The following is a 13,056-nucleotide window of genomic DNA, read 5'->3' as shown; positions in this document are numbered from 1 at the left end:
CAAGCTTGGCGACGCATGCAAGTTTCGCTCCCTGGAGCTGGACATGCTCCGGGTTCGGAGGAGCATCATGGATATCGTCACGCTTCTGGCTTTTGCAGCCGTTTCTTTTGTCGGCATCGCGACGCCCGGGCCAACGGTGCTGTTGGCGCTGACCAACGGTTCTCGGCATGGCCTGCGCCGGGCAGTTGCCGGCATGATCGGCGCGGTGCTGTCCGATTTCGTGCTGATCGGCGCCGTCGCGATCGGGCTCGGTGCGCTGCTCGCTGCATCGGAATTCTGGTTCTCGATGCTGAAATGGGCGGGCGCCGCCTATCTCGCTTTTCTCGGCATCATGCTGCTGCGTTCGAAGGGCACGATCGATGCGGCGTTGAAGTCCGGAGCGCCTGCGGGCGCGACTTCGCCCTTCTCGATCGGGCTGAAGAGCTTCATGGTCGCGGCGACCAATCCGAAGGGCTACCTGTTCTTCTCGGCCTTCCTGCCGCAGTTCATCGACCCGACGCTGCCGCAGGCAACGCAATACACGTTGCTCGCGCTGGTCTTTGCCGCGCTCGATTTCCTCATCATGTTCGGCTACGCCTTCTTCGGTTCGCAGGCCGTGCGTTTCCTCAAAACCTCCAGCGCCATGTGGCTGGAGCGGGCCTGCGGTGGCGCGCTGCTGGCGCTTGCCGGCTCGCTGGCATTCTATCGCCGGGCAACCGCTTGAGGTCAGGGTCGAGCCAGGGATAGATGGCCGACGCGATAGGCCTGCGTCTGCTCGCCGATCTCGGGAATTTCTCGCCACAGTCTGAAGCGTACCCGCGTCCAGGTCGTCGGTTCGAAGCCGGAGACGGAGGCGAGTGCCCTGCCCGTCGCAACGTCGGCTCCAGCCTGCGCGCTTTCGGCCTGGCGGATGTCGGCGAGCGGCGCATAAGGCTCTGTCTGCAGGACATCGCGTGTGGCGAACTTGGCTGAGGCGATATCAGGCGAGATTTCTGCCTGCCAGACGATCCAGGTCCTCACCTGTGGCCAGCCGAAGGCGCTGGTGAGAGCCTCGAAACCTGGGCCGCAGAGGAAGTCGCTTGCTCCTTCCGGCCTCTGCCAGAGATAGAAGGGCGCATAGAGATTGTCGCGGTTGCCGAACTCCCCCTTGCGGGCGCTGAGATAGGCTTTGAAGCCGAGATCGGGGAAGCCGTCGAGCATCGGCCCCTTGTCGCGGATGCGGCGGTCGATGATCGACATGTCGTAATCGGCGGGCAGGGTGAAGCTGTACTGCATGGCGATCATGGCTGTGCCTCCACCGGTTGCAGCCATTCGACGACGCTGCCATTTTCCGTCGGCTGGATACTGATATAGCTGAAGGGGCTGTCATCAGCCGCGCCATGCCAGTGGCGCTCGCCGGGCGCAAACCAGACGGCATCGCCGGCACGCAATGCTTCGATCGGGCCGCCCTCGTTCTGCGCCAGTCCATGGCCCGAAAGCACATAGAGCAACTGGCCTCTGGGATGTGTGTGCCAGCGGGTGATGGTGCCGGGATCGAGCGTGGCGCGCATTGCGGTGTTCTCACCATCGGCGCTGCCTTCGAGCAGCATCTCGACCCAGAAAGGCGAAGTTGCGACGCCCTCCGGCGAGTGGACCGCCTTGCCAGGGCGCCTGACAGTCATGGTCTTCGGGTTCGAAGCGCTCATTGCCGGCCTCCAGCCACACGAAGCCGCCAGTCTGGGTCGGTCATCTGGGCAATACCGTTACCGAACGACCAGTCTTCCGGTGTGCTGGTGCTGATGACGATCATGACGTCCTCCGGCCGGAGGCCCGGCGATTGCGCCAGGAGATCGGCGAGCCGCCGATAGAGCGCTGCCTTCATCTCGCCGGTGCGAGGCCTGCCGATCGTGATCGAGATGTAGACGAAGTCGTCCGAGCGCGGGCCGGCAAGATAGCTGCGATCGAAGATCAACTCGCGCTCGTCATGCTGGTGGATGGCCTGGAAGCGGTCGTTTTCGGGCACGTCGAAGGTCTCGACCAGGGCGCGCTGGATGTTGTCGGCCAGTGCCATGAGGTAGTCCGGCGACTTGCCTTTACGAAGGGAAATGCGAACTAAGGGCATCGGAATCTCCATGGTTCAGGCCGTCGGTCGGCCTTGACAGCAGAACCATCGCACGGCACGATGATGCTGAAAATCAGAATTTTATGGATGAATGATCCTGAAAAATAGGACTATTTAATGCGACGGACGATCTTCGATCTCGAAGTGCTTCGAACCTTTTCGACCGGCATGGAGCTCGGCAATTTTGCCAAGGCGGCCGAGCGGCTCGGGCGTTCGACCTCGGCAGTGAGTGCGCAGCTGAAGAAGCTGGAGGAGCAGGCGGGCACGCCGATCTTCCGCAAGGCGGGGCGCGGGCTGGCGCTGACCGATGCCGGCGAGACGATGCTCGGCTATGCCAGGCGGCTGCTGGAGCTCAACGACGAGGCGGCTGCGGCCGTCAACAGCGTCGAGCTCGAAGGCTGGGTGCGGCTCGGCCTGCAGGAGGACTTCGGCGAAACCCTGCTGCCTGACGTGCTCGGCCGCTTTGCGCGTGCCCACCCGAAGGTCCGCATCGAAGCGCGGGTGGTGCGTAATGCCGAGCTGCTCGAGCGCGTCACATCGGGCAAGCTCGACCTCGCGCTTGCCTGGAGTGACGGCACGCTGACGGCGCATTGCGAGCGGATCGGCGAAGTGTCGATGCGCTGGATCGGACCTGCCGAGGGGCCGCCGGCCTGGCAAGCCGCAAGCGGCGAGCCGATGCCGCTTGCCTCGCTGGAGGCGCCATGCCTGCTGCGCAGTGCAGCGACCAAGGCGCTGGATGAGGCGGGAATCTCCTGGCGGCTCGCCTTCGTGAGTCCCAGTCTCGGCGGTCTCTGGGCCGCGACGGCGGCAGGCCTCGGTCTCACCATCCGCACGCCGATCGGCCTGCCGGCGAAGGTCCGGCCGCTGGCGCCGGGGGCGATCGGCTTGCCGGATTTGCCGAAGCTCGGTCTGGTCCTGCATCGGGCGGAAGCCGAACCGCAGCCGGCTGCGGCCCGGCTTGCCGAACTCGTGCTGCAGTCGGTGCATGGCGCGTTGCGCGGGGGTGGTGGCCTGACATCCCAGCATTGACCCGTCGGACGCGTGGCTGTAGCTTTGGGCCGCTATGAAGACGTTCACCCTCAATATCGCTTCGGTCTTCTTCTTGAGCCATTGAGGCTCTGCCTTCGGGCATCAGAAGATGCGGCCGCTGACCAGCCTTCGTGGCTGGTGCGTTGCCGTGGACTGTAACCACCCTGCATCTGGCCAAGGACAGAACCGGCAGGTTTGGTGATAGAGAGATATGTCATGACATCAGATGTTTACCCGCCGGCACTGAGTGCTGTGCAGATCGAGCAATTCATCGAGGACGGCTTCACCAGGATCGACGACGCTTTTCCCCGCGCATTGGCCAAGGAAGCTCGTGCCATCATGTGGCGCGACATTCCCTTCGCTGCGGATGATCCAGGGACGTGGACGCAGCCCGTCGTGCGGCTTGCCGGTTATGGCGGCGGACCATTCGAGAAAGCCGTCAACACGCCGGTGCTGCATTCGGCCTTCGACCAGCTCGTCGGCAAGGGTCGCTGGGAGCCGCGCAGCGGGCTTGGCAGTTTCCCGGTCCGCTTTCCCCATCCCGATGATCCCGGCGATGCCGGTTGGCATGTCGATCTGAGCTTTGCCGGCGAGGATTCCAATCGGGATGAGCAGCGGGACTTTTCCGCCTGGCGGGTGAATATCACCTCGCGCGGGCGGGCGTTGCTGATGCTCTTCCTGTTCTCGGATGTCGGGGAACAGGATGCGCCGACCCGCATCCGCGTCGGTTCGCACAAGGATATTGCCCGCCTTCTTGAGCCAGCGGGCGAGTCGGGAATGGCCTATCTTAGGTTGGAGCACGTCGGGGAAGACCGGCCGCTGGCCTTGGCGACAGGGCGGGCGGGTACCGTCTATCTATGCCATCCGTTTCTCATCCATGCAGCGCAGATGCATCGCGGCAAGCAGCCGCGTTTCATGGCGCAGCCCGGCCTTGCACCTTCCGAACCCATTCGGCTCGAACGGGAGGACGGTGCCTATTCAGCGGTCGAGACGGCAATACGCCGGGCGCTTCAGGAGCGGTAACGAGAACAGGATGCATCCTGCCGCCTACAGCGCTGCGCGTCTTTTCAGACGCGCAAAGGACGCTGTAGCACTTTGAATTGCTGCATAATTTTACCCTTAAATCGATTCCGATTTAAGGAATTATGCAGCAGGCCGGGTGCATCACATCTGCAGTTCCTGCAGGGCGGCGCGCCGAATTGCCTGCGGCGGCTGACCGAAAGCGCGAAGGAAGGCGCGGCGCATGCGCTCGCGATCGGCAAAGCCGGTTTCGCGGGCAACGACATCGATCGGGTGGCGGCCCTGCTCCATCATCAGCCGGGCCGCTTCCAGCCTCAGGTTCTCGACGGCCTTCGCCGGCGACTGCCCGGTTTCGTCGCGGAAGGCGCGGCTGAACTGACGGGGGCTGAGATGGGCGACTTCCGCCAACTCCTCCACCGAAAGCGCCGATTTCAGATTGCTGCGGGCGTGGGCGAGCGCCTTTTGGATCCGGTCCGATTTTGGCTCCAGTTCCAGAAGGGCTGAGAATTGCGACTGGCCGCCGGCGCGGCGATGATAGACGACGAGCTTGCGGGAAACGGCGCGCGCCACCTCGAAACCATGATCCTTCTCGACCATCGCCAAAGCCAGGTCGAGACCGGCCGTCATGCCTGCCGAGGTCCAGATGGAACCGTCGATGATGAAGATCCGGTCCTCTTCCATCTTTATCTTGGGATAGCGGCTTTGCAGCTCGCGAGAGACATACCAGTGCGTCGTCGCGCGGCGGCCGTCGAGGATGCCGGCTTCGGCAAGAAAGAAGGCGCCGGTGCAGATCGACGCCAAGCGACGTGTGGCGGGCAGGGCGGCACGAATGAAGTCGGCTTCTGCGGCATTCGGCAGCCTGATATCGGGCGCGCCCGCCACGATCAGGGTGTCGAGGGCCGGGGTGCCGAAGGCCTCCGTCTCCATCATCATGCCAAGCGAGTTGGCAACCGGCCCGCCATTTTCGGAGAGGTAGCGGATCTCGTAAACCTTTTCCTCGAGTTCGAGATTGGCGAATTCGAAGGCGGAGACGGCCGCCAGGCTCATTATCTGAAAGCCGGGATAGAGCAGAAAGCCGATTTGCTGCATGATCGTCGCGTCCTGAAAAGAGAATGTCCTGAAAGGTGGTATATATGGCATTCAGGACGCGCACAATCGCGCGTAAGACTCTCCTCAAGCGCAAGGCATTGGGCCGGCGCGCACGCAAGGAGACGGATCATGACACAGGACCATAAGGGTACGGCACTGGTAACAGGCGCATCCTCGGGCATCGGCGCAGTCTATGCCCACAGGCTGGCGAAGCAGGGCTACAATCTCATTCTCGTTGCCCGCAACGGCGAACGGTTGAAGACGCTGGCAAGCCGGCTGACCGATGAGACCGGCCGGACGGTCGAGACTGTCGTTGCCGATCTCAGCAACCGGGCCGATCTCGGCCGCATCGAAGGGGTGTTGAAGGAAGACCGGAGCATCACGCTGCTGGTCAACAATGCCGGTGTCGGTGGAACGGCGCCGCTGCTTTCCGCCGATGTCGACAAGATGCAGGAGATGATCGAGCTCAACGTCACGGCGCTGACGCGGCTGACCTATGCCGCCGTGCCGGGTTTCGCTACACGCGGCGGCGGCACGATCATCAATATTGCGTCCATCGTCGCGATCGCGCCGGAGCTGCTGAACGGTGTTTACGGCGGTACGAAGGCCTTCGTGCTCGCCTTCAGCCAGTCGCTGAAGCACGAATTGGCGGAGAAGAACATTCGCGTGCAGGCCGTGCTGCCCGGCGCCACCGCCACGGAATTCTGGGACATCGCCGGCACGCCGGTTGAACATTTGCCGAATGAGATCGTAATGTCGGCAGAAAATATGGTCGATGCGTCGCTCGCAGGTCTTGAGCAGGGCGAATTTGCAACGATCCCCTCGCTTGAGGATGCAGGCCTGCTTGCCGCCTACGAGCAGGCGCGTCAGGCATTGATGCCGAATCTCTCGCGCACCGCGCCGGCGAAACGCTACAAGGTCGCGTAATTGTAAAAGATAGAAACCATCCGCGGCTGCTGCTGCGGATGGTCGACGGCGTTCACTTGCACGATGTTCAGCCGAAACGTTCCAGAGCCATGGCGAAGATATCGGGATCGACATTGCCGCCGGAGGTGACCACGACGGCTGTGTCGCTTTCCAGGGCATCGCCATGGAAGAGGGCGGCGGCGAGCGCCACGGCGCCGCCGGGCTCGACGACGATCTTCAATCGCGAGAAGGCAAGCGCCATGGCCCGCAGCGCCTCCTCGTCGGTGACGACGATGCCGGCGCCGGCGAGGCGCTTGAGGATCGGGAAGGTGATGTTGCCCGGCTGCGGCGTGACGATCGCATCGCAGATCGAGCCCGATACCGCCGCGTTGCGTTCGATCTTGCCGGAGGCGAGCGAGCGGGTCGTGTCGTCGAAATCCCTGGGCTCGCAGGGACGGACGCGAAAGCCGGGGGAGCTGGCTTCAAGGGCCAGCGCAATGCCGGAGGTCAATCCGCCGCCGCCGCAGGGAACGAGGACTTCGGCGGATGTCACGCCTTCCTCCCCAGCCTGCTCGGAGATTTCGAGACCGGTCGTGCCCTGACCGGCGATGACGAGCGGTTCGTCGAAGGGCTTGATCAGCGTCAGGCCGCGCTCGGCCGAAAGTCTCGCGCCGATCTCGTCGCGATCCTCGTTGACGCGGTCGTAGAGCACCACTTCAGCGCCGAAGGCGCGGGTGTTGGCGATCTTCAGCTTCGGCGCATCGCTCGGCATGATGATGACGGAGGGCACGCCGTGCAGCTTGGCCGCAAGCGCAACGCCCTGGGCGTGGTTGCCGGAGGAAAAGGCGATGACGCCCTTCGAGCGTACCGCAGCATCGAGGCCGGAGACGGCCGACCAGCCGCCGCGAAACTTGAACGAGCCGGAATGCTGCAGGCATTCCGCTTTCACGAACAGACGCCGGCCGGCAATCTCATTCAAAAAAGGAGAGGAGAGAAGCGGCGTGCGCCTTGCATGACCGCGCAGACGGGCGCGAGCTGCGACAATCATTTCAATGCTAGCCATCCGGGAATCTTTCTGCTTGCGGGTTCGCCCATGCATAGGGCGCGGCAAGCCAATTGTGAACGGCGACTTTGTCACGGTGACATGAATGGTGCCACCGCTGCTTCTTGAGCCGCGTTGCGCTTTCCGCCAACTGTTTGATCAGGCGATCTCGAAGCGTCAGTAGCCGCTTGCCGACCCTTCCGCTGCGCGGCTATCCATGGCGCCATTGTAGCGGGCGCCGCCGCCCTTTTCGATTGCCGCAAGGCTTTTGCCGCCGACGAGGATGCCTGCGGCCTGGCCCCATTGCGGCGCGTCATTGCCGCCATCGAAGCTGTAGCCCATGGCGGCAAGCGTCTTTTCGGTATCGGGCGAGAGTGCATAGGGTTCGAGAAAGACCTTGTCGGGCTGCCATTGGTGGTGGACACGCGGGGCGTTGACCGCCTGACTGATATCCATGCCGAAATCGACGACATTGAGGATCGCTTCCAATGTGATGGTGATGATGCGCGAGCCGCCGGGGCTGCCGATCACCATGAATGGTTTGCCGTCCCGGGTGACGATCGTCGGGCTCATCGAGGAAAGCGGCGTCTTCTTCGGGGCGATGGCATTGGCTTCGCCCTGCACCAATCCGTAGAGGTTCGGCACACCGGGCTTGGAGGTGAAATCGTCCATCTCGTTGTTGAGTAGGACACCCGTGCCGGGCGCGACGACCGCGGCGCCGAAGGAGCCGTTCAGCGTATAGGTGACGGCGACCGCATTGCCCTCGTCGTCGACGATCGAATAATGCGTCGTCTCGGTGCTTTCCTTGCCGCCGAGCGGTTTCAGGTTCGCCGAGGCGCCGGCCCTGTAGGGATCGATCTTGGCGGCAATTTCCGAGGCATATTTCTTGTCGAGCAGTTTCTCGACCGGGTTCTCGACGAAATCAGGATCGCCGAGCGCTGCATTGCGGTCGACATAGGCGTAGCGCATGGCCTCGACCATGATGTGCACGGTTTCGGCCGAGTTATAGCCGAGATAGGAGAGCGGATAACCTTCGAGAACGTTGAGGATCTCGCAGATGATGACGCCGCCGGAAGACGGCGGTGGCGAGGAAATGATGTCGTAGCCGCGGTAATTGCACTCGATCGGCTTCAATTCGCGCACGGCATATTGCTCGAAATCCTCCTTGGCGAGGATGCCGCCCTTGGCCTGGCTCGCCTTGACGATCGCCTCGGCGGGGGCGGCCTTGTAGAAGGCGTCGGGGCCTTTTTCGGAAATGCCTGCCAGGACTGCGGCAAGGTCCGGCTGCTGGAGTTTTTCGCCGGATGCATAGGGTTTACCATCAGGTTTCAGGAAGATCTTCGCCGCCGCCTCATCCTTGGCGAGGCGCTTGGCGTTGCCGGCGAAACTTGCGGCGTCGCCCTGTTCCAGCGTGAAACCTTCCTTGGCGAAGCGAAGTGCCGGCGCGATCAGTTCTTCGCGCGACTTGCTGCCGTATTTCTCGCGCGCGGTCTCGAAGCCCATGACGGAGCCCGGCACGCCAACGGCAAGATAGCCGTCGAGGCTGGCGCGCGGCACGATATCGCCCTTGGCATCGAGATACATAGTCTTCGTTGCGGCAAGCGGCGCGCGTTCGCGAAAATCGAGGAAGGTCTTCGTGCCGTCCTTCAGGCGGATGGTCATGAAGCCGCCACCGCCGAGATTGCCGGCCGAGGGATAGACCACCGCCAGCGCATAACCGACGGCGACCGCCGCATCGACGGCGTTACCGCCGCTTTTCAGCACGTCGACGCCGACATCGGTCGCCAGATGCTGGGCGGTGACGACCATGCCGTGCTCGGCTTCGACGGGCGCAGGCGAGGCGGCGAAAGCCGAGGTCAGGCTCAGCGACAAAGCTGATATGACGGAGATCGTCCCGATATGCAGGCGGCCCATGATTTCCCCTCCTATGGACAATGATGGAAAAACATATGGGACTGCGGCAGCCCGAGGCAATGCAAGGGGTTGGCTTTTATGTGAGGAGCTCGGCGAGTTTCCGGTTGGTGTCGTCGTCATCGAGCGGCGTATAGACGATGAGTTTCATTTCCGGCCGGCTGGTCAGTGTTAGGCCGGTATGTTCGAAGGACATGCGGCCCTTGACGGGATGGTTGATGCGCTTGATGCCGGATAGCGGACTGACGACCTCATGGCGCTGCCACCAATCACGAAATTCAGGGCTTGACTGTTTCAGCAGCGTGATCAGCCGATCGAAATCCGGATCGCCGGCATAACGCGCACTGTCGGCGCGAAACATCGCCAGCGAGACGCGGGCAACTGCTTCCCAGTCGACGAGCAGCTTGCGATGCGCGGGGTCGGCAAAGAGGCGATGCATGGTATTGCGCTCGTCGCGGTCGAGCGTGTCGTAACCGCCGAACAGCACCTCGGCGGCACGGTTCCAGGCGAGCACGTCCCACCGGCGGCCGAGCACATAGGCCGGCTGGTGTGTCAGGTTGGCGAGCATGCGCTGCAGCGGCTCGTCGACACATTCGGGTGCGGACGAGATTGCCTGAGGCACTTGCCGATTGTTGAGGATGAAGAGATGCCGGCGCTCGGCCTCGTCGAGGCGCAGCGCATCGGCAAGGGCGTTGAGCACCTGAATGGAGGGCCGGATGTCGCGGCCCTGTTCCAGCCAGGTGTACCAGGTGGTGCCGACGCCGGCGAGCATGGCGAGCTCCTCGCGGCGGAGACCCGGCGTGCGTCGGCGAAACCCCTCCGGCAGGCCAACTTCGGAGGGCGTCAGCCGCTCGCGACGGGAACGCAGAAAGGCTGCGAATTCACGGCGGCGGGCATCGAATGTATCGGGTCTCTGGTCCATGGGAGCGATCATATCAGTATCAATACCAGGATAAAACTGGAACTGTTTGCCGTTTCCAGGCCGCGCATGATGCCGGTGCCGCGGGTGATTGAAACGCCCGCGGCTCGATCAATTCAAGGAGCAGCATCATGTCTTCGCAGCATGTGGTCGTCATCGGCGGTTCTTCCGGCATCGGCCTTGCCACGGCGAAATTACTGTTGAAACAGGGGTATACCGTTACCATTGCGGGCCGCGACGGCGAAAAGCTTGCCGCGGCGACGGCATCGCTCGCGGGCGAGCTGCGCAGCCTCGTGCTCGATGCGGCGGAGCTCTCCGGTCTCGGGGAGGCTTTTTCCCAGATCGGCGCATTCGGTCATCTCGTGCTGGCGATGGGCAGCGGTCACGGCGCCGGACCCTTCGTGACGCTCGACATGGCGGATCTGCTTGCCGGGTTTCAGACCAAGCTCATCCCGCATGCCGCGGCAGCCCAGGCGGCACTGCCGCTGCTGCAGCCGGGCGGCAGCATCACCTTCGTTTCGGCGGTCAGCGCGCAAGCTGCGATGCCTGGCACGGCTGGACTTGCGGCCGTCAATGCCGGCATCGAGGCGATGGTGCCGGTGCTTGCCGCCGAATTGAAGCCGCTGCGCGTCAACGGCGTTTCCCCCGGGGTCGTCGATACGCCGTGGTGGAATTTCCTGCCGCCCGAGCAGCGCGACAGCGTCTTTGCGGATTTCGCCGGCCGCACGCCGGTCGGCCGTGTCGGCAGGCCGGAGGATATCGCGGAGGCGATTGCCTTCCTGATCGGAAACGGATTTATGAGTGGCCATGTCATCACCTGCGATGGTGGCGTCAGTCTCGGCGCCTGAGGCAGGTTTCGGACGATGCTGACAAAATTATGCAGCATTCAAAGTGCTACGGCGTCCTCGGCGCCTCTGAAAAGACGTGGGGTCCTGTCGGCCCCAACGATGGTACGACTGCGGCCGTCCGATCGCGTGAGGCCGCGGCAAGCCTCTCTTCGGCCCTGCGGGCGATCGCCTGCAGGTCGCGCGGCTTGCCTGATATCTTCTCCATGGCGGCGATGGCGACATCGGTTGCGAGGTAATCCGGCTTGTGGCCGACGCCGCGAACGGTGATGAGTTCGGAGCCTGATATATCGCGGGCAAGGCCGCGCGAGTGCAGGTGTTCCCAGACGATCTCGTCGCTGTCGCCTGTTATGATGACGGTCGGAGCGGTGATCTGCGAATAGAGCAGCGACTGCTCCTTCACATAGGCAAGCAGTCGTTTGAAATCGTCGGCATTGTTCTGGAATGCGCTGGGACGCAGTACCAGCGACGGACCGGTTTTTTCGATGTAGTCGGCCGGGCGCGGATTGGGGCGGAATACATTCAGCGTGCCCCGCTCCAGCCGGCTGAGCCCAAGCGGCACGACGATTGCGTGGTTGAAGAGCCAGCCGACGATCGGCACGGTTGCCAGGTGATAGTACCAGTCGATGCCGCCTGGCCATGGATGAGTGGCGGGCGCGAGGAAGAGCAGGCCGGCGGTTTTGTCAGGATGGCGCAGGCCGAAGGCGGCGGTGATCGCGCCGCCGAAGGAATGGCCGACGATGATCGCCTTTTCGATGCCGCGCTTCTCCATCAGTCTGGCGATTGCATCTGCCTGGCCGGAGGGGACGGCGTTCTCAGGACCGCCGCGTTCGGAATAGCCATGACCGGGGCGATCGACGAACAGCATTTCCGCCCGGCCTTCGAGTGCGGCGCGGAAGGCCACGACCTGGTCGAGCAGATTGCCGCTGGCGCCGTGAATGAAGACCAGAGCCGGCAGATCCGAATTTTCTGGCGGCGGGACGTGGACCGCATTCATGCGGTAGCCGCCGATATCGGTCAGTTCGCCGATATTCGGATAGGCGTGTTCAAATTGCCGCGCCTTATAAGTGGAGTAACCGATGGCGGCGGCGAGCGGGGCGAGAAGAGCGGAAACTTCTGCAAGCATGATCTCAACAAGCGGTAGTTGCGGGATGACCTGCGAGCGGGCACCGCATCGTTCCCGCTCTATTCTAAAATTGCGCAGCACGATCCGACGTCAAGGCCGCCGTCCGGAATCAGGTGCGGTTGCCGGCGAGTTTTTCCGCAAGTGTGTTGGCCTGTTCTTGCGCGGTGCGTTCGGCGGGATAGATATCGAGAAAACGCTCCCACGCCTTCAAGGTCAGCTGATCGTTACCGGAATTGCTGAGGATCGCCGCCATGCCGGAGAGCGCGCCGAAATGACGCGGCTCGAGATCGAGTACACGTTCGATGTCGGACATCGACTTGCGATAATTTCCCATGACGAAATTCAGCGTGGCGCGGCGGTTCCAGCTTTCGGCATAATCGGGCTTCAGCGCGATCGCCTCGTCGAGGAAATCGAGGGCGGCGGGGTTGCGCTTTTCCTCGATCGCCTTGTCGGCCCACTGCATCAGCAGATTGACGGTGGCACTGCCCGAATCGTTCCATTCCATGCGGATTTCATTGGCGATGCCACTGGCTTTTTCGGGATCGCGTTCACGCTTCAGCTGGCTGAAGAGCTGGTCGAGGTGCTGCTTCGGCGAATTGTTGGCATCCGCCTGCTCGACGATGACGTCCTTTTTCGCGACGGCAGCCGACTTTTCCGCGGCGGCGGCCGGAAAGGAGGGGGTAAGGAGAATGAGGGCGAGCGGCAGCGCCGCTGATGTCAAAGCAAAAAAGCGCATGGCGGACATATTAGCCCGCCAGCGCCGAAGATCAAACAAATTTGACGTGATCACCGCAGCGACCCACCGGATATATCTGCCGGCGCAAGCGCACGCGGCAGGGCGATCCGGACGCGCGAAATCAGCCCTGACGAGCCTTGAAGCGCGGGTTCAGCTTGTTGATGATGTACATGCGGCCCTTGCGGCGAACCAGACGGTTGTCACGGTGACGAGCCTTGAGCGACTTGAGCGAATTCTTAATCTTCATTTTTTTGATCCGCGATCTCTATGGGGAATTCACATTCGCCCGTATCTTTAACAATCAAAAGCGCGCCATCGGGCGCGCTGTTTAGGTGGGGGAGCAGATACCCCGT

15 protein-coding genes are annotated in these 13,056 nt (G+C 62.8%); 5 read left to right on the top strand and 10 right to left on the bottom strand.

The window, feature by feature from the left end:
* The first annotated feature begins 67 nt into the window (after positions 1-67).
* Positions 68-703 carry a LysE family translocator gene (locus AC244Q_RS18735; RefSeq protein ID WP_012758927.1) on the top strand — a complete coding sequence of 212 codons (636 nt, stop codon included), beginning with the start codon at positions 68-70 and terminating at the stop codon, positions 701-703.
* A 2-nt stretch (positions 704-705) separates the two neighbouring features.
* Here AC244Q_RS18735 and AC244Q_RS18730 read toward each other — a convergent pair whose 3' ends face one another.
* Genes AC244Q_RS18730 through AC244Q_RS18720 form a run of 3 tightly spaced genes read right to left on the bottom strand, consistent with a single transcriptional unit; the run spans position 706 to position 2,080 of the window.
* Positions 706-1,263 carry a DUF4865 family protein gene (locus AC244Q_RS18730; protein WP_017995143.1) on the bottom strand — a complete coding sequence of 186 codons (558 nt, stop codon included), beginning with the start codon at positions 1,261-1,263 and terminating at the stop codon, positions 706-708.
* Complete coding sequence (locus AC244Q_RS18725) at positions 1,260-1,664, bottom strand: cupin domain-containing protein (protein ID WP_128405934.1); 405 nt, start codon at positions 1,662-1,664, stop codon at positions 1,260-1,262. Before AC244Q_RS18725 ends, AC244Q_RS18730 begins: the two co-directional genes overlap by 4 nt.
* A complete protein-coding gene (locus tag AC244Q_RS18720) occupies positions 1,661-2,080 on the bottom strand; it encodes a tautomerase family protein (protein ID WP_128405935.1) in 420 nt (139 codons plus the stop codon). The genes AC244Q_RS18725 and AC244Q_RS18720 overlap by 4 nt, the downstream gene beginning before the upstream one ends.
* A gap of 117 nt (positions 2,081-2,197) precedes the next feature.
* On the opposite strand from AC244Q_RS18720, the gene AC244Q_RS18715 reads away from it, so the two are divergent.
* Together AC244Q_RS18715 and AC244Q_RS18710 are read left to right on the top strand one after the other, a co-directional pair.
* Positions 2,198-3,109: a LysR substrate-binding domain-containing protein gene (locus AC244Q_RS18715; RefSeq protein WP_128405936.1), complete on the top strand. Its 912-nt coding sequence runs from the start codon at positions 2,198-2,200 to the stop codon at positions 3,107-3,109.
* Between the two features lie 216 nt (positions 3,110-3,325).
* The gene (locus AC244Q_RS18710; RefSeq protein WP_128405937.1) at positions 3,326-4,132 is read left to right on the top strand and encodes a phytanoyl-CoA dioxygenase family protein; all 807 of its coding nucleotides are present in this window, start codon (positions 3,326-3,328) and stop codon (positions 4,130-4,132) included.
* A 141-nt stretch (positions 4,133-4,273) separates the two neighbouring features.
* Here the strand turns inward: AC244Q_RS18710 and AC244Q_RS18705 are convergent, their stop codons facing one another.
* Positions 4,274-5,218, bottom strand: coding sequence for a GlxA family transcriptional regulator (locus AC244Q_RS18705; protein WP_012758921.1), 945 nt, complete (start codon positions 5,216-5,218; stop codon positions 4,274-4,276).
* Between the two features lie 129 nt (positions 5,219-5,347).
* On the opposite strand from AC244Q_RS18705, the gene AC244Q_RS18700 reads away from it, so the two are divergent.
* Positions 5,348-6,145 carry an SDR family NAD(P)-dependent oxidoreductase gene (locus AC244Q_RS18700; protein ID WP_113548010.1) on the top strand — a complete coding sequence of 266 codons (798 nt, stop codon included), beginning with the start codon at positions 5,348-5,350 and terminating at the stop codon, positions 6,143-6,145.
* Between the two features lie 67 nt (positions 6,146-6,212).
* Here AC244Q_RS18700 and AC244Q_RS18695 read toward each other — a convergent pair whose 3' ends face one another.
* The 3 genes from AC244Q_RS18695 to AC244Q_RS18685 form a co-directional block, all read right to left on the bottom strand.
* Positions 6,213-7,187 carry a threonine ammonia-lyase gene (locus tag AC244Q_RS18695; RefSeq protein WP_041935572.1) on the bottom strand — a complete coding sequence of 325 codons (975 nt, stop codon included), beginning with the start codon at positions 7,185-7,187 and terminating at the stop codon, positions 6,213-6,215.
* Positions 7,188-7,343: 156 nt separating this feature from the next.
* Positions 7,344-9,080, bottom strand: a complete 1,737-nt coding sequence (gene ggt / locus AC244Q_RS18690) for a gamma-glutamyltransferase (protein WP_012758918.1) — start codon at positions 9,078-9,080, stop codon at positions 7,344-7,346.
* Between the two features lie 76 nt (positions 9,081-9,156).
* Complete coding sequence (locus AC244Q_RS18685; protein WP_113548009.1) at positions 9,157-10,011, bottom strand: helix-turn-helix transcriptional regulator; 855 nt, start codon at positions 10,009-10,011, stop codon at positions 9,157-9,159.
* Between the two features lie 116 nt (positions 10,012-10,127).
* On the opposite strand from AC244Q_RS18685, the gene AC244Q_RS18680 reads away from it, so the two are divergent.
* Entirely contained in the window at positions 10,128-10,844 is a 717-nt protein-coding gene (locus AC244Q_RS18680) for an SDR family oxidoreductase (protein WP_012758916.1), read from the top strand.
* A gap of 46 nt (positions 10,845-10,890) precedes the next feature.
* On the opposite strand, the gene AC244Q_RS18675 is transcribed toward AC244Q_RS18680, so the two are convergent.
* The 3 genes from AC244Q_RS18675 to ykgO form a co-directional block, all read right to left on the bottom strand.
* A complete protein-coding gene (locus AC244Q_RS18675) occupies positions 10,891-11,967 on the bottom strand; it encodes an alpha/beta fold hydrolase (protein WP_113548008.1) in 1,077 nt (358 codons plus the stop codon).
* A 109-nt stretch (positions 11,968-12,076) separates the two neighbouring features.
* Positions 12,077-12,712: a tetratricopeptide repeat protein gene (locus AC244Q_RS18670; protein ID WP_012758914.1), complete on the bottom strand. Its 636-nt coding sequence runs from the start codon at positions 12,710-12,712 to the stop codon at positions 12,077-12,079.
* 112 nt (positions 12,713-12,824) lie between these two features.
* Complete coding sequence (gene ykgO / locus AC244Q_RS18665; RefSeq protein ID WP_003542835.1) at positions 12,825-12,950, bottom strand: type B 50S ribosomal protein L36; 126 nt, start codon at positions 12,948-12,950, stop codon at positions 12,825-12,827.
* Between the last annotated feature and the right edge of the window lie 106 nt (positions 12,951-13,056).

This window comes from Rhizobium sp. CB2179 (assembly GCF_057653455.1).
Note: the sequence above shows the minus strand (reverse complement) of the source record. Positions and strands in the feature narration are given on the sequence as shown.